We start from the raw sequence: 21,435 nt of genomic DNA, 5'->3' as shown, positions 1-21,435 counted from the left end.
ATTGTTGCGACAACGGCCCCTTTATTTTTTAACTATTAAGAGAAGCAGGAGGCTTACTGTGCAAACACAATTTACACATTCCTATCTGGATTTCATTCTGGATGAACATACGGGTCAAGTGACCATCAACGGGCATATGGCTGCCAATCGAGATATTGTGTTTTTGAGCTATGCCCTCATTCAGCGGGGCGAGACTGATCGCGCATTGCCCTTGCTTCGGTTGTTGCAAAGCAGATTGGAACATGAAGATGGAGATCAAACTCATCTGACCGACGCTGCGCTCGTTCTCTGGGTCATCGGAGAGTATGTGAAGGCGACGGAAGATGAGGCGTTTAAAGAGGAACTGGGCACTTATGTAGAAGAAACAACGCTTTATCTGGAGGCGAATTGGCAGAAGCCGCAGCCTCATTGGTTAACCGGTGAACGAGAGGGTATTTATTTAAGCCACTTGGCGATGTATTTCGCAGCGCTGCAATCTAATGTTCAGAACGGCGTTGGCGAACGCGGTGTGCGTATGCTCAAAGCGATTCGTGAACTCGTGTTTGCCGGCATGATCAAAGACGGGCGAGTCATCAGTCAATTGGGGGGTACAGCGATTCATGGCGATATCCTCACAGCTGCTATTCCATTCGGTTTACTCGGTATCGAAGATCGGATTCTAATCGAAGCGCTTTACGAATTGGAAGAAAAGCTTGTCAATCAAGGGGTGAGGCTAAAAATCGGCGACACGTCGTTCGGCGGCTGTGAGCGTCCTGATCTGACCTGTTTGCTTGCGTGGTACTATGCGAAGAAAGGGGAAACAGTCAGGGCCAAAGAACTGCTTCTGCACGTGGAAACGCTTCTCGAAACGCAGGGGCAGCTATATGAAGTAGATACCGCAACAGCCAAAGAACCTCTGCTGCTTGCCTATTCCATGGAGCGTTCGGCAGAGCCTCCGATCAGTGTTTGGAGCAGGGTGTTGATCGCGCTTGTGCAGGGCTCATTGCTTTCAGGCGAGGAGAGCAATGAGGGAGTCGATAGCGTTCGCTTGATCCATCAACCTACCGGTTTCGATGATCCTTATGTCATTCTGCCCTATGAGCGCTTCCCTCGGGAACCCGAAGCGGGGGATACGGTCATCGTGCGATTGCTGACTCAGCCGTTCCAGATGAGTCAGGTCGTTACCGTGCAGGCAGCCGTGAATGGGATTCCGGCAGCGGAAGTCCCCGCCGTCATGAAAGTGGCGGACGGCGGAGAGAAGGTCTGGGAAGCGCAGCTTGGCCCTTACCTCGCAGGTGACGAGGTGAGCTATGTCTTCGCGCTTCAGAACGGAGACAAGTCGCAGCATTCAGCGACTTATAGCTTTAACGTGCGGTCGTGGACACCGCTTGCGCACGTTCAGGCTTTGGAAACGACGGAGGACGGCTTCGTCGCATTGCTAAGCTATGGTGCGGACGCTTCGCGCACCGCCTTACTTGCATTCCGCGCCGACGCGAGCGGCGCTGTGCAGTTGACGTTCGCCGCAGCGGGCGAACGGACGAATGGTCAGCCGGCGCAGCAGGCGGCTGTTGCGGTTGGGCGCGCACGGCTGGAGGCCGACGTGCGAGGGGGCAAGCTCGCGCTGACGCTGCGCAGCGCGGAGGGCGTGCTGATGGAAGGATTCGCCGCCGAAGGGAAGCCCCTCATTGAGGCGCTCGTGGACGGCTCGGGCTTGCTCCATAAGCTGCGGCTGAACCTGCGGACGAAGCCGGAGCATCGCTGGTTCGGCATGGGGGAACGTTTTTCCCATTATGATTACTCCGGGCAAGAAGTGGATCAATATGTATATAACCAGTACCGGGATCAAGGCCTCAAAACATACATGCCGGTTCCTTTTGCGATCTCGTCCGGCGGATATGCCCTTTTCGTGGATACGTCGCTTTACTCGACTTTCCGTTTTCACATACGGTTATCCGATCTGGTCGAAGTGGAAGTCGATGTATCAAGTGCGAAGCAGCAAGTTCTGGCTTACTTATTTGCCGATGAGCCGCTTGCAATGGTCGGCCAATTTACGCAGTTGTCCGGCAAACCTGTGCTCCCGCCAAAATGGTCGTTCGGACCTTGGATGTCCAGCAATAACTGGGACTCGCAGGAAGAGGTTCTGAAGCAGGCGGAGCTGACTGCCCGGTATCAAATTCCTTCTACGGTGCTAGTCATTGAGCAGTGGAGCGATGAGGCGACATTTTATATTTTCAACGATGCGCAGTACGAGGTCAAAGAAGGCAGCGAACCTTTCCGTTATGCGGACTTTCAGTTCCCGGAATGGGGACGTTGGCCGAATCCCAAATCGATGGTGGAAGAGCTGCACGACCAGGGGCTGAAAGTGCTGTTATGGCAAATTCCGATCCACAAACATATGTATGGCGTGGCGCATGCTCAGCGCGATCAAGATGAAATAACGCTGCTGAACCAAGGGTATGAGGTCAAGACAGCGGAAGGTAAGGCATACACATTACCATACAATTGGTTTAAGGATAGTCACATTATCGACTTTACGAACCCTGAAGCATCGAAATGGTGGTTTGACAAACGCCAATACCTGGCAGATGAAATCGGTGTGGATGGCTTTAAAACCGATGGCGGCGAATTTGTTTTCGGTCACGATTTGCAGTTCTTTGACGGTTCGACAGGTCGCGAAATGCGTAATCTGTATCCTAATTTGTATGTAGGCAGCTATTACGATTTCATTGGGAAGTATGCCAAGGATGGCGGCATTACGTTTAGCCGGGCGGGCTATACCGGCGCGCAGCGGTACCCTTTGCACTGGGCTGGAGATGAGCGTTCAACGTTTCAGGCCTTCCGTTCTTCGATGATTGCCGGCTTGTCCAGCAGCATGTCGGGGATTCCGTTCTGGGGCTGGGATTTGGGCGGGTTTCACGGCGATATTCCGACGGCTGAACTGTTTGTACGATCGGCACAAATGGCTGCATTTTGCCCGGTGATGCAGTATCATGCCGAGACGAAGGGAGAATTCAACCAGGACAGGACGCCATGGAACATTGCAGAACGCACAGGGCAGCCGGTCGTTATTGATTTGTATAAAATGTATGCCGATATTCGCATGAATATCTTGCCTTATATCTATGACCAGGCCATTCGTACCAGTCGAACAGGATTGCCGATGATGCGTGCGATGTCGCTGCAGTATCCGGCGGACCCGCACTGCACAGAAATGATCAGTCAATATATGTTTGGTGAAAGCTTGCTGGTGGCGCCTGTGATGGATGAAGGGCATTTCTCCAAGGAAATTTATTTCCCTGATGGCGCGTGGCTTTCCTTGGAGGACCAAGATGAGGTTCAAGGTCCTTGTTTGACGAAAGTGGCTGCTCCTCTGGCGAGTATCCCTGTTTATCAGAAACAGAATAGCGTTATAGCTCTTAATTTGGCAGACAAGTACACACTTGGCGATCATGTCGGTAATCGAGTCGATGGCTATGAGCATTTGTGCCTGCGGGTCTATGTTGTTTCTGAGTTGGAAACGGAGTTTGAGGATGATTTAGGGAATCGCTTGGTGATTGCCGCCAAACGGGAAGGTGCTCAAGTTCACTTGCAATGGTCCGGCAATCTGAAGCAAGGAATCACTTTTATTGTGTACCAACCGGATGGCGCCTCGCTCGTGACTTCCTCTGGTACTAAGTTATCCCCAGGGGCTAATGTCGAACAACTAAAAGAGGGTCAGTATGTCATCTCCCGGAAAGATGTCCTCGTCGCCGCTTGGGAATCGGCAGGAAGTCTGGTGATAGAAGGGTGATTTTGTTCGGTTTTCCTCACTGTGGCGACTTCTCAGAGTCGTATCAGGCTTGGAGCGACGGATTGCCTGCGAGCATGAGATTCCATGGTGTGGAGCTGCTGCAAACCGGAATGTCCATGCGCGAGGTTCATTCTGATCGCTGGGAACAAGGGCTGCAGGAAGCCTGCTCTTTCGTTCAACGGCATTTGGTGCCTAATGAAGAATATGTCTTCATCGGGCATTGCTGGGGCAGCTTGCTAGCCTTTGAGGCTAGCCATCGCATGAGGGGAGCTGGTCTGGCGGAGCCGAGCCACTTGTTTCTGTCCGGCTGCAGCGCCCCGCATACACTGCGATCCCGCAGTGAAGCCGGCGGACTGCAAGGGAGCGATAGTGGCTGCCAACCAATGGGGGAATACCGCCCGCCAGTTGATCTCCAGCAGCTCCGTTCAAGGATTAGCGTATTTACAGGAAATAAGGATGAACATGCAATGATTGATCAATTAGCAGAGTGGAGCCGTTATACGTCCAAGATCTGCGACGTGCACGTCTGCGAAGGGAATCATGCTTTCTGGCAAGCCCATGCCATCAAGTGGTTGCAGGTCGCTCAAACGATTGTGGAAAGAGAATATGTCATTTAAGAACCCGGCGGTTTCAAGCATCAGGACTGGGAACCGCCGTACAACTGAAAGGGGTGATGCCTAGAGCTGCGTTAGAGGAAGAGCAGGTGAATGCGTTAGTACGTTGGTGACTTATCGTGGTGCCGGTTCAGACGAACAAAATTTGAGTACGAAAGGGGAAACATTTATGCACGTAAGAAAGCTTCCTGCGCTATTGCGATTTTCGGTTTCGTTTTTGCTTTGCTTCTTCTTGGTCGTTCCTTCCATTTACGCCATCGATGGCGTGTATCATGCTCCATATGGCATCGATGATCTGTACGAGATTCAAGCGACCGAACGAAGTCCGAGAGATCCTGTTGCAGGCGAAGCGGTGTATATCAAAATAACAACTTGGCCTATAGAATCAGGCCAGACGGCGTGGGTGACATGGACCAAAAACGGGGTCAATCAAACGGCGGTCGGAGCGGCATATAAATACAACAGCGGCAACAACACATATTGGGAGGCGAATCTTGGCTCTTTTGCCAAAGGGGATGTAATCAGTTATACCGTTCACGGCAACAAGGATGGCGACAATGAAAAGACGATCGGGCCTTTCACATTTACTGTGACCGGTTGGGAGTACGTCAGCAGTGTCAGCTCCATTACGAACAATACGAATCGTGTTGTGCTGAATGCGGTAGCCAATACGGGGACGATGACGCCGAAGATCAATCTTTCTTTTGCAGCGGATGATGTCCTGCGTGTGCAGGTTTCTCCGACGGGTACGGGAACTTTAAGTACGGGTCTTAGCAATTATACGGTTTCGGATACGGCGGCAACGACTTGGCTGACAACCTCCAAATTGAAAGTCAAGGTAGACAAGAATCCTTTCAAACTTAGTGTATACAAGCCGGATGGGACAACGCTGATTGCACGTCAATATGACAGCACGACGAATCGCAACATCGCATGGCTAACTAACGGGAGCACGCTTATCAACAAGGTGGAGGATCACTTCTATTCCCCGGCGAGCGAGGAGTTCTTTGGCTTCGGAGAGCACTATAACAACTTTCGCAAACGTGGCAAAGATGTTGACACCTATGTGTACAATCAATACAAAAATCAAAATGACCGTACTTACATGGCCATTCCTTTTATGCTGAACAGCAGCGGTTACGGCATCTTCGTTAACTCCACGTATTACTCCAAATTCCGCTTAGCCACCGAACGAACCGATATGTTCAGCTTCACGGCCGATACAGGGGGCAGTGCTGCCTCTAAGCTGGACTACTATTTCATTTACGGCAATGATTTGAATAATGTGATCGGCAATTATGCCAATATTACGGGCAAACCGACGTCTTTGCCGAAATGGGCTTTCGGCTTATGGATGTCAGCCAATGAGTGGGATCGGCAATCCAAAGTGTCAACGGCGATTACTAACGCCAATACAAACAATATTCCTGCCACGGCTGTTGTTCTTGAACAATGGAGCGATGAGAACACATTTTACATTTTTAATGATGCTACCTATACGCCTAAGACTGGCAGCGCTGCTCATGCCTATACGGACTTCACTTTTAATGGCAGATGGACGGATCCGAAGGGCATGGCCGACAACGTGCATAATAACGGGATGAAGCTTGTGTTATGGCAGGTCCCGATCCAGAAATGGACATCAAGTGCTTACACCCAGAAAGATAATGACGAAGCGTATATGGTCGCACAAAATTATGCCGTCGGCAACGGCAGCGGAGGCCAATACCGGATCCCGTCAGGCCAATGGTTCGAAAATAGTTTGCTGCTTGATTTTACGAACCCGTCAGCGAAAAATTGGTGGATGTCCAAACGCGCCTATTTATTTGACGGCATTGGCATCGATGGCTTTAAAACGGATGGCGGCGAAATGGTATGGGGCCGCTCGAATACATTTTTCAACGGCAAAAAAGGCGATGAAATGCGCAATCAATACCCGAATGAGTATGTAAAAGCCTATAACGAGTACGCGCGCTCGAAGAAAAGCAATGCCGTCTCGTTCAGCCGCTCCGGTACACAAGGCGCCCAGGCGAATCAAATTTTCTGGTCCGGTGACCAAGAGTCGACGTTTGGCGCCTTCCAGCAGGCCGTCACTGCCGGGCTAACTGCGGGCATGTCAGGCGTGCCGTATTGGAGTTGGGATCTGGCAGGCTTCACGGGCTCCTATCCATCGGCTGAATTGTACAAACGGGCAACCGAAATGGCTGCATTCGCCCCAATCATGCAGTTCCATTCGGAGTCTAACGGCTCCTCGGGCATTAACGAAGAGCGCTCCCCATGGAATGCGCAGGCCCGTACGGGAGATAACACGATCATTAACCATTTTGGCAAATACACGAACACTCGCATGAATCTGCTTCCTTATATTTATAGCGAAGCCAAGAAATCAAGCGACACGGGTGTGCCGATGATGCGGGCCATGGTGCTTGATAATCCGACGGACACGAACACATACGGTTTAAATCAGCAGTATATGTTCGGCAGCAATTTGCTTGTTGCCCCTGTGATGAATCAAGGAGAAACGAACAAGAGCATCTATCTCCCGCAAGGCGACTGGGTCGATTTCTCGTTCGGTGCGCAGCGTCCTGGCAGACGTACGATCAGCTACTATGCCGGCGTCGATGATCTGCCTGTCTTTGTGAAATCGGGCAGCATTATACCGCTGAATTTGAATGCGCAATATCAAGTCGGAGGGACGATCGGAAACAGTTTGACAAGCTACACGAATCTTGCCTTCCGCATTTATCCGCTCGGGACAACAACGTATGACTGGAACGACGATATTGGCGGTTCAGTGAAAACAATCACATCCACCGAACAATATGGGTCGAATAAAGAGACCGTGACTATTCCGGCTATTAATTCTACTAAAACTTTGCAGGTGTTCACAACCAAACCGTCTTCCGTCACTGTCGGCGGTTCTACGATGACGGAATACAATACGCTGTCTGCCTTAATCGGCGCCTCGACAGGATGGTTCTATGATACGGTGCAGAAATTCACGTATGTGAAGCTTGGCGCAAGCGCTTCTGCCCAAACAGTTGTACTGAACGGAGTTAATAAAGTGGAGTATGAAGCTGAGTTTGCCGCACAAACAAGTGTTACGACGAATACCAATCATACCGGTTATATGGGAACTGGTTTTGTGGATGGCTTCGATGCCGTAGGAGACAATGTTTCCTTTGATGTTTCCGTTAAAGCCGCAGGCACGTATACCCTGAAAGTTCGTTATTCCTCCGGTGCTGGCAATGGGTCACGCGCCATCTATGTCAATAACGTCAAAGTGACGGACCTCGCTTTACCGCAAACGGCGAACTGGGATACATGGGGAACCGCAACCGTTAACGTTACTTTAACCGCTGGTCTCAACACGGTGAAAGTTAGTTATGATAACACAAACACCTTGGGCATCAATCTCGATAACATAGCTATCGTAGAGCACTAAAAGCTGGGAGGGCCTGGCCCTCCCTCATTTCCTTAGCGAAAGGGAGTATCCGTGATGAAGCTGCTCAACAAAAGAATTTCACGAATTTTCATTTTTCTCACCGCTAGTACGCTTGCGATTTCAACTCCTGTTCTACTTCCTGCATCTCCTGTAAACGCCTACGTCAGCAGTCTTGGCAACCTTCTGAGTTCGAGCGTGACAGGGGATACCCTGACACTTACCATTGATAATGGCGCTGAGCCTAACGATGATTTATTGGTTATACAAGCTGTGCAAAACGGCATCTTAAAAGTGGATTATCGACCGAATGGCGTAGCGTCAAGCGCTAAAACGCCGATGCTGGATCCGAATAAGATGTGGTCTTCCGTAGGCGCGACGATTAACACGGCCACAAATCCGATGACGATCTCGACCTCAACCATGAAAATTGAAATTACGAAAAGTCCCGTGCGGATGACGGTGAAAAAGGCGGACGGCACAACCTTGTTCTGGGAGCCGTCAGGTGGCGGCGTATTTTCGGACGGTGTGCGTTTCGTACATAATACGGCAGACAGCATGTACGGTATCCGCAGCTTTAATGCATTTGATAACGGGGGAGATTTGCTGCGGAATACATCCTCGGAACCCGCTCATGCCGGTGAGCAAGGCGATTCCGGCGGACCGCTGATTTGGAGTACGGCCGGTTACGGCATCTTGGTTGACAGCGATGGCGGTTATCCGTATACAGACGGCGCAACGGGGAAAATGGAGTTTTATTATGGCGGTATCCCTGCAGAAGGCCGGCGCTATACGAAGCAAAACGTCGAATACTACATCATGCTGGGCACACCAAAGGAAATTATGAGCAGCGTAGGCGAGATCACCGGGAAACCGCCGATGCTTCCCAAGTGGTCGCTTGGCTTCATGAACTTTGAGTGGGATACGAATCAAACGGAAGTTATGAATAACGTGGATACGTACCGGGCCAAAAATATCCCGATAGATGCTTATGCCTTTGATTATGACTGGAAAAAATATGGAGAAACCAACTACGGCGAATTTGCTTGGAATACGACGAATTTCCCTTCTGCCTCCTCGACCGCACTCAAGACAGCGATGGATGCAAAAGGCGTTAAAATGATCGGAATTACCAAGCCCCGGATCGTCACGAAGGATGCCTCCGGCAGCGCCACCACGCAAGGGACTGACGCAGCGAACGGCGGGTATTTCTATCCGGGGCACAACGAGTATCAGGACTATTTCATTCCAGTCACGGTACGCAGTATCGACCCTTATAATGCCAGTGAGCGCAGCTGGTTTTGGAATCATTCCAAAGATGCTTTCGATAAAGGCATAGTCGGCTGGTGGAACGATGAAACGGATAAAGTATCGTCCGTAGGCGCATCGTATTGGTTTGGCAACTTCACAACTGGCCACATGTCTCAGACGATGTACGAAGGACAACGTGCGTACACAAGCGGTGCGCAGCGTGTTTGGCAAACGGCAAGGACGTTCTATCCGGGGGCGCAGCGCTATGCGACGACGCTGTGGTCAGGCGATATCGGCATCCAGTACAACAAAGGCGAGCGGATCAGCTGGGCTGCAGGGATGAAAGAGCAGCGGGCTGTCATGCTGTCTTCGATCAATAACGGGCAAGTGAAATGGGGAATGGACACGGGCGGCTTCAATCAACAGGATGGCACCACCAACAATCCCAATCCCGATTTATACGCAAGGTGGATGCAGTTTAGTGCGCTAACGCCTGTTTTCCGGGTACATGGGAACAATCATCAGCAGCGACAGCCTTGGTATTTCGGCTCTACGGCAGAAGAGGCTTCCAAAGAAGCCATTCAACTTCGCTATTCGTTGATCCCCTATATGTATGCGTATGAAAGAAGCGCTTATGAGAACGGGAACGGATTAGTTCAACCGCTCATGCAAGTGTATCCGACGGACGCGAATGCGAAAAATTATACAGATGCCTGGATGTTCGGTGATTGGCTGCTGGCCGCTCCGGTGGTGGATAAACAACAGACAAGCAAAAGTATTTATTTGCCTGCAGGGACATGGATTGATTATGCAAGAGGCAATACGATTGCCGGAGGTCAGACGATTCAATATCCGGTGAACCCCGAAACGTTAACAGACATCCCGCTGTTTATTAAAAAAGGCGCAATCATTCCTTCCCAAAAGGTTCAGGATTACGTGGGACAGAGCGCTGTCACATCGGTTGATGTGGATGTTTTTGCTAATACGACATCGTCGAGTTTTACGTACTATGATGACGATGGGGCCAGTTATAACTACGAAAGCGGCGCCTATTTCAAGCAAGCGATGACTGCGCAGGATAACGGTGCAGGCTCGCAAAGCTTTACGCTTGGGGCGAAAAGCGGAAGTTATACACCGGCTCTTCAATCCTACATCATCAAGCTGCATGGTTCTGCGGCTACTTCCGCCACGAATAACGGCAGTGCGACGACGTCTTACGCGAGCTTGCAAGCTTTGAAAGCGGCAGCGGGTGAAGGGTGGACGACAGGGAAGGATATCTATGGCGATGTGACCTATGTGAAAGTCGCAGCAGGGGCCGCTTCCGCCAAAGCGATTGCTATTTCCGGAGCGGCTGTTCTGAGTGCAACATCAGCCCAGTATGAAGCCGAGGATGCATCGCTTTCCGGCAGCACCGGAGCAACTAAGGCTACGGTGAACACGAATCATACCGGATATACGGGGACCGGATTTGTTGACGGCTTGGGTAATGCAGGTGCAGGCGTCACGTTCTATCCGAAGGTGAAAACGGGTGGCGATTACAACGTCTCGCTGCGCTATGCGAACGGTTCGGGAGCGGCAAAGTCCGTCAGTATTTTCGTGAACGGGAAGAGGGTGAAGTCCACGGTACTGAATAGTTTGGCAAACTGGGATACGTGGGCAACGCAGTCGGAGACGCTGCCGCTGACGGCAGGCGTGAATGTTGTCACGTATAAGTACTATAGCGACGCAGGGGACACGGGGAATGTCAACTTGGATAATATCACGGTTCCTTTCTCCCCGGTGGTTGGCAAGTATGAGGCGGAAAGCGCGGAGTTGTCTGGCGGCGCAGGGCTGAACGCTAATCATTGGAACTATAGCGGTACCTCATTCGTTGACGGGATGAGTGCCGCTAACGGACAAGTGAAGTTCAACGTCAATGTGCCGAGCGCGGGAAGCTATCAAATTGCACTGCGCTACGCAAATGGAAATAGTGTATCGAAAACATTAAGTACTTACATTAATGGGTCAAAACTGGGCCAAACCAGTTTCACAAGTCAAGGCGGCAACTGGAACGTTTGGCAGGATAATGTTCAAACCGTAACGCTGAACGCCGGAGCCAATACGGTCGCATTTAAATATGATTCAGGCGACAGCGGGAATATCAATCTGGATCGGCTGCTGATTTCGACTGCCGCGGCAGGGACGCCCGTATCCGAGCAAAATCTGCTCGATAATCCCGATTTTGAACGCGACACGAGCCTGAGTCATAATTGGGTAGAGTGGCATCCGAGCACCCAAGCGGTCGCTTATGGCATTGATAGCGGTTCGACGACGAACCCGCCGGAATCGCCATGGTCAGGCGATAAGCGAGCCTACTTCTTCGCGGCGGGCGCTTATCAGCAGAGCCTGCATCAAACCATTGCCGTTCCTGTGAACAACGTGAAGTACAAAGTTGAAGCTTGGGTCCGCATGAAGAATACGACTCCGACGACAGCGCGCATGGAAGTTCAGAATTATGGCGGATCGCCGATTTATATGAATATCAGCAACAGCGGCGTTTGGAAATATATTAGCGTCAGCGATGTGATGGTCACGAATGGCCAGATTGATGTTGGCTTCTATGTGGATTCGCCTGGCGGCACCACGCTTCACATCGATGATGTGCGCGTAACTAAGCAATAAAAAGAGGCTGTCCCCGGTCATTAAAATGACTTGTGGGACAGCCTTTGCTGCATAGTATGCTTTGTGTTCAAAATAAAAGGGGAAATTCCCTCTAATTTCCATGAAGGAGCTTGTCGGATCGATTTATCTGGAAAAACTCCCTCTATTTGGGCCAAATTCGTAGGAATCTACGAAGTCCGGTCAAACTAACAGGAGTTTTTCCTTTTATTCTCCTGAAAGGCCATCTCTCGAGCCATTTAGAGGGAGATTCTCCCGTTAACTTCTTGCTTCGCCTTCTCCGTAAAGGGGATAGCTCCCTTTTTGTAGTTGCCGCGGGTTGGAGGCTTTAGACGCTTTGCAGCGCTTGTTGAACCTCTTGCACAATGGCGAGTGCCGCTGTGCGGGCGCTTGAGAATGCGCGTTCCGCAAGCTCGCCTTTCCCTGTGCATCCGTCGCCGCAGAAATAGAACGGCACATTTTCCACGCGTATTGGCAGAAGGTGGTTGGTAGAAATATTCTTAACGCTCGAGACCATCGCTTTCTTCGAAACGCGTTTTACAGCGATAACATCGCGCCAGCCCGGATAATGCTTATCGAATAGAGCTTCCAACTGCGTATTTTTATTTTCAAGATACGATTTGCGCTGTTCGTCACTTTCGAAATGATCGCTTAAGTAGGCGATACCTTGCAGCAGCTGTCCGCCTTCAGGTACCAATGTGTGATCTGTTGCGGAGACGTCGCTGATGAACATTTTATTGTCCATGTCGCTAATATAACTAAACGGTCTAGCTACCACTTTGCTTAACCCAACGTCATACACCATTACTTCCGTAGCCGTGTTGGATTCATATGGGGCCAAGAATGGCTCCCATGCCGTGCCTTTCAGCAATTTGACGACTTGTTGGACAGGCATCGCGAAGATGACTTTATCGAAAGCGACTTCGCGGTTTTTCGTTTGAAGCACGAACTTCCGGTCCGCATAGCTTAGACTTTCGACGCCCTCTTGGATGGCGACTTCCCATCTGCCGGATGTGGTTAGTTTTTGCTTGAGTTGATTCGTAATGACCGCCCAGCTTCCAAGAATATAATTAACCGGTTTGGACGAAAGGAACAGGTTGTGGTAGTACTCGCTGATCACCGCGCCGGATACGTTACGGGCATCCTCAGGCGTGATGAAGAAGTTGGAACAAACCAGATGTTCCCATAGTTCTTTCACATCTTCGTCCGCATTGGACTCTGCAAGATATTCGGCTAAGGTCGCATAGTTTTTCAAGTTATGAATATTTGCAATGATCGCGGCGATTTCACCGACGAACCGGACTTTTTGAGCGGTGCTGAGCAAATCGGTTTTGAGCAGGTTGATCGCATCGAGCGGAGCGGTTGTAAGCTGATTATGCTTCGCGTAAACAACCTTCCGTTTATCGACTTGCTTGGAAGAGAAGGAAAGTCCTAATTCTCGCTCCATGTTCGTGATCGTATGACGATCTATCCCATAGATGGCATGTGCGCCAAAGTTCAGCGTGAAGCCTGCTTTTTCGTAAGTAAACGCACGGCCGCCAAGCTGTGGACTGCGTTCAAAAAGAATACCTTCAATATGTGGGTTTTCCGATAAATAAGCGGCCGCGGTTAATCCGGCTAAGCCTCCGCCGATAATTGCTACTTTCATTTTGTGTTCCTCCTTGGGGACTGGTTCTACCTGAAGCGGCGCGTACGGCTCGTTCGAACGAATGCCTGCCCACATCCAAGCTAAGTTATTTTTCATCATGGAGAGTAGATCAGTTTGCTCTTGATTGCACCAAGTGCGAATCGTGCCGGTATACATGCATACGAGCAGTTCGACTTTGTTGGGTTCGGGCAGCCAATGCAGCAAGCTTTCGGAGAGTACGTTTAATTGGTGCTGCTCCTCGATTTTAACGGTTTCATTTTGTAAGGATAAAGCTTGTAAGCTTCGAATAAGACGCGGTGAAACGCGAATGTTAGACGCTAAGTCTAAAAACAAGCGGTTGATGTGTCCTTCCAGTGATTGCACTTTGGACGGGGGTTGCTTCACCCATTCTTGAATCAATTCGATTTGTTTGCTGTAAAGGTCTGCGATGATGGCATCTTTGCTTTTGAAATAATGGTAAAAAGTTCCCTTTGACGTTCGCGTTGCCGTGATAATGTCGTCGACAGACACATTCTCATAGCCTTTTTCCATAAACATCGATAAAGCGACGTCCATCATGACATCACGCTTTTTTCGGGTGGTGGCTCTCATGAATTGGCTCATCCGCTCACTCCATTCCAAACCATCGATTTATCCCTATTATAAGCAAAATTAGACCCGTAGTCTATAAGTGAATTGACCGATGTAAAATTGTGCGATGGAAAAAATAATCTAAACGATTATTTACCGTGTGATGGCGATATTCGTAGTCTATACTTCTCTTTAGAAACACATGAGAGGATGAAATTAACACTTGATAAAAGAAGAATTAGGATGGAATTCGTTTTTTGCAAAAGCGTTCGAACCTTATCTGGAAGAAGGGTATCTGGTTGGCCGGGTGTCCTTGGAACATAAGCATATGTACCGCGTACTCACGGAATCCGGCGAAGCATTAGCGGAGGTTTCCGGCAAGATGCGACACCTGGCTGTACGCCGTGAAGATTATCCTGCTGTAGGCGATTGGGTTGTTGTGTCCGTACGTCAAGAGGAGCAGCGGGCAACGATCCATGCTGTGCTTCCGCGTAAAAGTAAGTTTTCCCGGAAAGTGGCCGGCCAAGTCACGGAAGAGCAAATTGTAGCCACGAACGTGGATACCGTTTTTCTGGTCACTGCACTGAACTTGGATTTTAATGTGCGGCGTCTTGAACGGTATTTGGTGCTGGCTTGGGAGAGCGGGGCTACGCCGGTAATCGTGCTTAGCAAAGCGGATCTGTGTGACGATCCGGAGGCGCTCGCTGCGGAGGTTGCGGCTGTTGCGGTCGGCGTGCCCATACATGTCATCAGCTCCGCCGAGAACCGCGGGCTCGAAGAACTGGCACCTTATATAGCTCCAGGCCAAACCGTCGCGCTGCTCGGATCATCGGGGGTGGGCAAATCAACCATTGTAAACCGCATCTACGGTAAGGATATTTTGGAAACCGGAGATATCCGACATGGGGATGATAAAGGGAAGCATACAACGACGCACCGCGAGTTGATTACGCTCCCCGGAGGAGGCATTCTCATCGACACGCCAGGCATGCGCGAGCTGCAGCTGTGGGATGCTTCGGAGGGCTTGAGCACATCTTTTCAGGACATTGAGGATCTTGCGGAGCAGTGCTATTTCCAGGATTGCAAACATGAGAATGAACCGAAATGCGCTGTCAAAGGCGCTTTGGAAGAAGGCAGTCTCCCGCAAGAGCGATTCTATAATTATATAAAATTGCAGAAGGAGCTTGCTTATTTGGCGCGAAAAGAAGATAAAGGGCTTCAGGCCGCCGAAAAAGCGAAATGGAAGAAGATTCATCAATCGTTGAAAAGCCAGCATAACCGTTAGTCATTTCAGTTCCTGTTAAGAAACCTCTCAGGCACTTCGCTGAGGCGTTTCTTTTTTTTGCTATTGTTCCTTGTAATAGGACAGATTGGATTGGATTTTTTCACGCATTTCCGATAAAATTATAAGCAGAGAGCCAAAGAAAGCGGAGGGACAAGCCCGATTATGAGCGATTGTATTTTTTGCAAAATTGTTGCAGGGGAACTTCCCTCGAAAAAAGTGTACGAAGATGACGAGGTTCTAGCTTTTCATGATATCCAGCCGGCCTCGCCGATCCACGTGCTTATTATCCCTAAGAAGCATATCGCTTCTTTGGCGGATGCCAAGGCGGAGGATTGGCCTTTGTTGGGGCGGATTCAAGCCGCGGCGGCGCAAATTGCCAGAGAACTGGAAGTGGAAGAGTCTGGTTACCGCGTTATTACGAATGTTGGCGCTAATGCCGGTCAGATTGTTCACCATATCCATTATCACCTGATGGCAGGGGCACGCTTGTCTCCTTTAGGCGTTCATAATTAAAAACAACTTTTAGGAAACCTAAGTATTCGATTGACACCCTAATTACTATCACCTATAATGAGATTTGATGAACCGTTTGATCCTAGATGGTCTGTTCGGAGGGAGGGAAATCTGTTGTCAGAAACTCGAGTTCGTAAGAACGAAACTATAGATGCTGCACTTCGTCGCTTTAAGCGTTCCATCGCAAAGGATGGCATTCTAGCAGAAGTTAAGAAACGTAAACATTATGACAAGCCTAGCGTTAAGCGTAAGCTTAAATCTGAGGCTGCTCGCAAGAGAAAGTTCTAGGAGGCAATATGAGCTTAAGCGATCGATTGAACGAAGATATGAAGCAAGCGATGAAGAGTCAGGACAAGTTCAAACTCTCTGTAATTCGAATGGTAAGATCTACGATTAAGAATTCTGAGATTGATCTGAAAAGAGCCTTAGACGACAATGAAGTGCTTGACGTACTAACTCGTGAAATCAAACAGCGTAAGGATTCCCTCCAAGAATTTACGAAGGCCGGCAGAGAAGATTTGGCCGAGAACCTGAAGGCAGAACTTGTTATTCTAGCTGAGTACATGCCGCAACAGCTTTCTGAGGAAGAAGTGAAAGCCATTGTACAGCAGACCATCCAGCAAATTGGTGCTTCTTCCAAAGCGGATATGGGCAAAGTGATGACGGCATTGATGCCTCAGGTCAAAGGACGCGCTGATGGTAAGCTTATAAATCAGTTGGTCCAACAATTATTGGGATAATACTTAATATGTTTGTGACAAGATCGAGCGGATGTTTCATCCACTCGATCTTTTTATTTTCTTTGGAAACGAAACAGTTTCTTCTGAGTGACGTACATATTAATGATAAGGAAGAATCAGGAAAGGAGTGAAAGACGATGTTTGCAGAAAACTTATCAGCCTTTCTGACGCATCCAATTACAGCGACCGTTTTATTGATGGTCGGAATTATCGGGATCGCTTTAGAACTTCTTTTTTTGAGCAGCGGTTTACTAGCGTTAGCGGGCGTTGCCGGATTCGCACTCTATTTTCTCGGATTTTATTTGGCTGGTTTTGCCGGGTTCGGTGATTTGGCCGTCTTCGGCATAGGGTTAGTGCTCCTCATATTGGAATTGGTCGTTCCCAGTTTCGGCATACTAAGTGTTTTGGGGGCCATATGTCTCTTTGGCGGTGTGCTGCTCGCCTCCCCGAATCCTACGGATGCCGCGGTCATGCTGGGGATAGCGCTTCTGGTAGCCATTGTCGTCATTGCTTTTGCCATCAAAACATTTAAACATCGCGGAGTGTGGAACCGGTTTATTTTGAAGGAGCAATTGACAACGGACAAGGGGTTTACCTCTAACCCGGACCGCTCGTATTTGGTGGGGTTGACGGGGCAATCGATAACCCCTCTGCGGCCGGCCGGAACAGCGATCATCCAGGGCGAACGCGTGGATGTCGTGACGAACGGAAGCTTTATTTCGAATGCGAAGGAAATTGTTGTCGTTGAGGTTGAAGGGGCCCGCGTTGTTGTGCGGGAGATGGAATCTAAACATGCCTAGGAGGAAAAAGGAATGAATATCGAACCGGGACTATATTTGGTGCTGCTTGCGGCAATCATCATTATTGCACTATCCATACTGCTTAGCGTTGTTCCAGTGATGCTGTGGATTTCTGCGCTTGCATCAGGGGTGCGCATCAGTATTATTACTTTGATTGCCATGAGACTGCGCCGCGTAACGCCTAGCCGGATCGTTAATCCGCTGATCAAAGCGACAAAAGCGGGTATCGATCTCAGCATCAACCAATTAGAGAGTCACTTTCTTGCAGGCGGTAACGTCGACAGAGTCGTTAATGCCTTGATTGCAGCGCACCGCGCCAAAATTCATTTGGAGTTCGAGCGCGCGGCAGCCATCGATTTGGCGGGCCGTGATGTGCTTCAGGCCGTTCAGATGAGCGTCAATCCGCGTGTTATCGAAACGCCTAATGTTTCTGCCGTTGCTAAAAACGGAATTGAAGTGAAGGTTATTGCCAGAGTGACCGTACGTGCCAATATTGAACGTTTAGTCGGCGGCGCCGGCGAAGAAACGATTATTGCCCGTGTCGGCGAAGGGATTGTCACGACGGTCGGTTCCAGCGATTCGCACAAGGACGTTCTGGAGAATCCGGATCTGATTTCCCGCACTGTTTTGGGGAAAGGCTTGGATGCCGGAACGGCTTTTGAAATCTTGTCCATCGATATTGCGGACGTGGATGTAGGGAAAAACATCGGTGCCCATCTGCAAACCGAGCAAGCGGAAGCCGATAAGCGTATCGCTCAGGCGAAAGCGGAAGAAAGAAGAGCAATGGCAGTTGCGGCCGAGCAGGAGATGAAGGCTAAGGTTGTTGAGATGCGGGCCAAGGTTGTTGAATCGGAATCTCAGGTGCCTCTTGCCATGTCAGAGGCGCTTCGCAGCGGGAAACTTGGCGTTATGGACTATATGAATTTCAAAAATATCGATGCAGATACTCAAATGCGTTCAACGCTCGGTAAGATGGGCGAAGGCAAGAGCGACAAAGACTCATAGCCCATGAGGTGATAGCATGGAACAACTCCTTGCATTTTTATTTAAAAACTGGTACTTGGTTATTATCGGGTTAACCTTTTTATATCAAATTCAGAACAAAGGGCGCCGTGCGCGTCAAAATGCGCCGAGAACGGGCATGCCCTCGTTCGGCGAGGCTCCAGGCCAGGCTCAGCGCCGTCCTGAAGCGGGTAAATCGAATCAGAAGGGGTTTGGGCCACCCCAACCATCGGAAGGCGTACGGGACGAGTTCGGTCGTCCTAGTGGCGTGCCGTCCGCAGCCACCGGTCCGAAGACGAAGCCGTCTCCTTACGGTTCGTCTAAACAGGCGCAAGCGGAAGGGAAGTCTGTCTATGCAGGCGACCTTACGGCGGCAAGTCCATTTCCTGAGTCGCCCACTCAAGAGCAGCTCCTTCAAGGTGTGGTATGGGCCGAAATTTTGGGCCCTCCAAGGTCAAAAAAACCTCACCGTAGGTAACAAACGAAAACAGAGAGCGTCCCCCCGAGTTATCGGGGAGGGCGCTCTTTGTTTTCCAGTTTTTTCACATAAATCCGATGCCATCCGCATAATTTGGTAGAAAGCTATGCGCCTTTTCTGTCGCCATGATCATCTAGTTAGAGGGGGTAGTGCCCAGCTATGCGTCGCTTGACCCGCAAATGGAACCAGTTCACGGCCAAAATCCTGGATCTTCCCCAGGACGTTGTGCAGGACTTGCCGCGAATTACGATGATCGGCAACGTACAGCTTTATGTGGAGAATCACCGGGGCGTGCTCCATTTTTCCAGTGAAAACTTAAAGCTAGAGTTAACAAAAGGGACGCTGGAAGTGTTCGGTAAAAACTTGGTCATTCGCGCGATCCTATCGGAAGAAGTTTTTATCGAAGGCTTGATCGACAACGTTAAATACATGCCATAGATGGAAGTCAGGATTAAGGATGGGGAGGTAAGCGTATATGAAGCAATCGATGTTCATAGCCCGTTTGCGCGGGTATGTGCGCATTCAAATAAGGGGCACCGGAAGTGAAAAGCTGATTAATCCCATGATGGAGAAGGGATTCTCCATTTGGGATATTCAAGCCGGGAATGACGGCAAACTTGAGCTTAATATCCTGATCAAAGACTTTTTCAAACTTAAGCCGCTGCTCAAACGGACAGGCTGCCGGATGCATGTCCTTGAGCGGTACGGGCTTCCTTTTTTTATGGAGAGATTGGGGCGGAGAAAGGTGTTTCTGGGCGGGATTGCCGCTTTTATTATCGCTCTGTACGTATTGACTTCGCTTGTCTGGCAGGTAACGGTGGAGGGCAACGACCGCATCTCAGAAGCGGAAATTTTGCAGGCGGCATCTAAGCAGGGCATCCATACGTATCAATGGAAATTCCGGCTGAAAAAGGCGGAAGACCTGTCACGCGAGATACAGAGCCTGCTGCCGGGCACGGCCTGGGTAGGCGTTGAAATCCGCGGTACGCACATTACGATTAAAGTCGTTGAAGCTACGATACCCGATAAAAAGGATCTGAAAAATCCGAGAAATTTAGTCGCTGCCAAAAATGCGCTTGTGACCGAGATATTATCCGATAAAGGGAAACCGATGGTGAAGCCGAATACTTATGTAAAGAAAGGGGACGTGCTCATATCGGGCACGATCGGGGATGAACAGAATAATCAAGTGGTTGTTGCAAGCGGCAAAGTAAGGGGTATCGTCTGGTATACCTCGCGAATCGAGTCACCGCTTACGAAATCCTATAAAGCTTATTCCGGTGAGACAATTACACGCAATTATATTGTTTTCGGGTCGAGAGCCTTGCAAGTCAGCGGGTATGGAAAGCTTGGTTTTGAACACTTCGAGACGATCCCTGAGCGAAAAACGCTGGCATGGCGTACCTTTGCGCTTCCTATCGGATGGCTGCATGAAAAGATCATGGAAGTTCAAGTCGTAGAGGAGCCGATTGATCCTGCGATTGCCAAGAAGACAGGCCTGGAGCAGGCTAGAGCCAAATTGCTTGCGGCCTCAGGAGCCGATGCTAGACTCGTAGGCGAAAAAATTTTGCATGAAAAATCAGAGAATGGTAAAATTTATATAGACGTGCATTTTGAAGTCGAAGAAAATATCGCCGAAGAGCAACCAATTGTCATACGAGGAGAATGAGACCTGTTGGTAGAAAACGCACAATCCGTAAAGTTAACACTGAAAAATCCGGCTGAAGGGCTGGCATTGTTTGGCCCTCAGGACAAATTTCTGCATGTGATTGAAAGAGAGATTGCCGCGCAAATTTTTACGCGTGAAGCCGAAATAACGATTCAAGGGCCGGCTGCGGAAGTGAACTCGCTTCAGCAGCTTTTTGAAGTTCTCTTGCAGCTCATTCGTAATAACTATACGTTAACGGAGCGGGATATCCTATATGCGGTTGAGCTTGCTAAGCAAATGAAAGCGGATCAACTGCTGGATCTGTTCAAAGGCGAGATTACAACAACGCATCGCGGCAAACCGATTCGCGTCAAAACGATTGGACAGCGGAAATACGTTGAGACCATCAAAAAGAAAGATATCGTTTTTGGCATAGGACCTGCCGGAACAGGCAAAACCTATTTAGCAGTCGTACTCGCGGTTACGCGTCTCAAAGAAGGTGCCGTCAAACGAATCGTTTTAACGCGCCCGGCCGTCGAAGCAGGGGAAAGTCTCGGTTTTCTGCCAGGCGATCTGCAGGAAAAAGTTGACCCCTATTTGCGCCCATTGTATGATGCTCTTAACGATGTCTTAGGTCCTGAGCAGGTAGCTAAATCATTGGAGCGCGGTTTGATCGAAATTGCGCCTCTGGCGTATATGCGGGGCAGAACCTTGGATGATTCGTTTATTATTCTTGATGAAGCTCAAAATACAACGCCTGAACAAATGAAGATGTTTTTGACACGGCTCGGTTTCGGCTCCAAAATGGTCATTACCGGGGACGTTACGCAAATTGATTTGCCACGCGGCAAATCGTCAGGGCTTGTAGAGGCTGCTCGCATTCTCAATGAGATTGAAGAGCTAGGCTTTATTCACTTTGATGAGCAGGACGTAGTTAGGCACTCGCTCGTTCAGAAAATCATTGTGGCCTACAATGCGGAGAAGGAAAAGTAACTGTGCTGGTTTGTCAGGTAGAGA

Annotated in this window: 15 protein-coding genes; 14 read left to right on the top strand and 1 reads right to left on the bottom strand. The window is 49.7% G+C overall.

The window, feature by feature from the left end; all coding sequences use genetic code 11:
• Positions 1–58: 58 nt before the first annotated feature.
• The 4 genes from GC097_RS35080 to GC097_RS26555 all read left to right on the top strand — a co-directional run bounded on the left by GC097_RS35080 (position 59) and on the right by GC097_RS26555 (position 11,737).
• Positions 59–3,769: a glycoside hydrolase family 31 protein gene (locus GC097_RS35080; protein ID WP_171686274.1), complete on the top strand. Its 3,711-nt coding sequence runs from the start codon at positions 59–61 to the stop codon at positions 3,767–3,769.
• The gene (locus tag GC097_RS26565) at positions 3,766–4,386 is read left to right on the top strand and encodes a thioesterase II family protein (RefSeq protein ID WP_312875733.1); all 621 of its coding nucleotides are present in this window, start codon (positions 3,766–3,768) and stop codon (positions 4,384–4,386) included. The genes GC097_RS35080 and GC097_RS26565 overlap by 4 nt, the downstream gene beginning before the upstream one ends.
• Before the next feature lie 166 nt (positions 4,387–4,552).
• On the top strand, positions 4,553–7,828 hold the full coding sequence (locus GC097_RS26560) for a TIM-barrel domain-containing protein (protein WP_171686272.1): 3,276 nt from the start codon (positions 4,553–4,555) through the stop codon (positions 7,826–7,828).
• Between the two features lie 54 nt (positions 7,829–7,882).
• Positions 7,883–11,737 carry a TIM-barrel domain-containing protein gene (locus GC097_RS26555; protein ID WP_171686271.1) on the top strand — a complete coding sequence of 1,285 codons (3,855 nt, stop codon included), beginning with the start codon at positions 7,883–7,885 and terminating at the stop codon, positions 11,735–11,737.
• 325 nt (positions 11,738–12,062) lie between these two features.
• Here the strand turns inward: GC097_RS26555 and GC097_RS26550 are convergent, their stop codons facing one another.
• Positions 12,063–13,985, bottom strand: coding sequence for an FAD-dependent oxidoreductase (locus GC097_RS26550; RefSeq protein ID WP_171686270.1), 1,923 nt, complete (start codon positions 13,983–13,985; stop codon positions 12,063–12,065).
• 190 nt (positions 13,986–14,175) lie between these two features.
• Between GC097_RS26550 and rsgA the strand changes: the two genes are divergently transcribed.
• The 10 genes from rsgA (at position 14,176) to GC097_RS26500 (ending at position 21,411) form a co-directional block, all read left to right on the top strand.
• On the top strand, positions 14,176–15,237 hold the full coding sequence (gene rsgA, locus GC097_RS26545; RefSeq protein WP_171686269.1) for a ribosome small subunit-dependent GTPase A: 1,062 nt from the start codon (positions 14,176–14,178) through the stop codon (positions 15,235–15,237).
• A gap of 162 nt (positions 15,238–15,399) precedes the next feature.
• Positions 15,400–15,750 (top strand): histidine triad nucleotide-binding protein, encoded by a 351-nt coding sequence (locus tag GC097_RS26540; RefSeq protein ID WP_171686268.1) that lies wholly within the window; start codon positions 15,400–15,402, stop codon positions 15,748–15,750.
• Positions 15,751–15,864: 114 nt separating this feature from the next.
• A complete protein-coding gene (gene rpsU, locus GC097_RS26535) occupies positions 15,865–16,038 on the top strand; it encodes a 30S ribosomal protein S21 (protein WP_029195880.1) in 174 nt (57 codons plus the stop codon).
• 8 nt (positions 16,039–16,046) lie between these two features.
• On the top strand, positions 16,047–16,490 hold the full coding sequence (locus GC097_RS26530) for a GatB/YqeY domain-containing protein (RefSeq protein ID WP_171686267.1): 444 nt from the start codon (positions 16,047–16,049) through the stop codon (positions 16,488–16,490).
• A 137-nt stretch (positions 16,491–16,627) separates the two neighbouring features.
• Entirely contained in the window at positions 16,628–17,290 is a 663-nt protein-coding gene (locus GC097_RS26525; RefSeq protein ID WP_171686266.1) for an NfeD family protein, read from the top strand.
• A gap of 12 nt (positions 17,291–17,302) precedes the next feature.
• Positions 17,303–18,295: a flotillin-like protein FloA gene (gene floA, locus GC097_RS26520; protein ID WP_216625888.1), complete on the top strand. Its 993-nt coding sequence runs from the start codon at positions 17,303–17,305 to the stop codon at positions 18,293–18,295.
• A 16-nt stretch (positions 18,296–18,311) separates the two neighbouring features.
• A complete protein-coding gene (locus tag GC097_RS26515; protein ID WP_171686265.1) occupies positions 18,312–18,770 on the top strand; it encodes a YqfB family membrane protein in 459 nt (152 codons plus the stop codon).
• A 159-nt stretch (positions 18,771–18,929) separates the two neighbouring features.
• Positions 18,930–19,208, top strand: a complete 279-nt coding sequence (yqfC, locus tag GC097_RS26510; protein ID WP_171686264.1) for a sporulation protein YqfC — start codon at positions 18,930–18,932, stop codon at positions 19,206–19,208.
• 37 nt (positions 19,209–19,245) lie between these two features.
• Positions 19,246–20,439, top strand: a complete 1,194-nt coding sequence (gene yqfD, locus GC097_RS26505) for a sporulation protein YqfD (RefSeq protein ID WP_171686263.1) — start codon at positions 19,246–19,248, stop codon at positions 20,437–20,439.
• A 6-nt stretch (positions 20,440–20,445) separates the two neighbouring features.
• Positions 20,446–21,411 carry a PhoH family protein gene (locus GC097_RS26500; RefSeq protein ID WP_171686262.1) on the top strand — a complete coding sequence of 322 codons (966 nt, stop codon included), beginning with the start codon at positions 20,446–20,448 and terminating at the stop codon, positions 21,409–21,411.
• Positions 21,412–21,435: the final 24 nt, after the last annotated feature.

This window comes from Paenibacillus planticolens (genome assembly GCF_013141725.1).
Taxonomy (GTDB): domain Bacteria; phylum Bacillota; class Bacilli; order Paenibacillales; family NBRC-103111; genus Paenibacillus_E; species Paenibacillus_E planticolens.
Note: the sequence above shows the minus strand (reverse complement) of the source record. Positions and strands in the feature narration are given on the sequence as shown.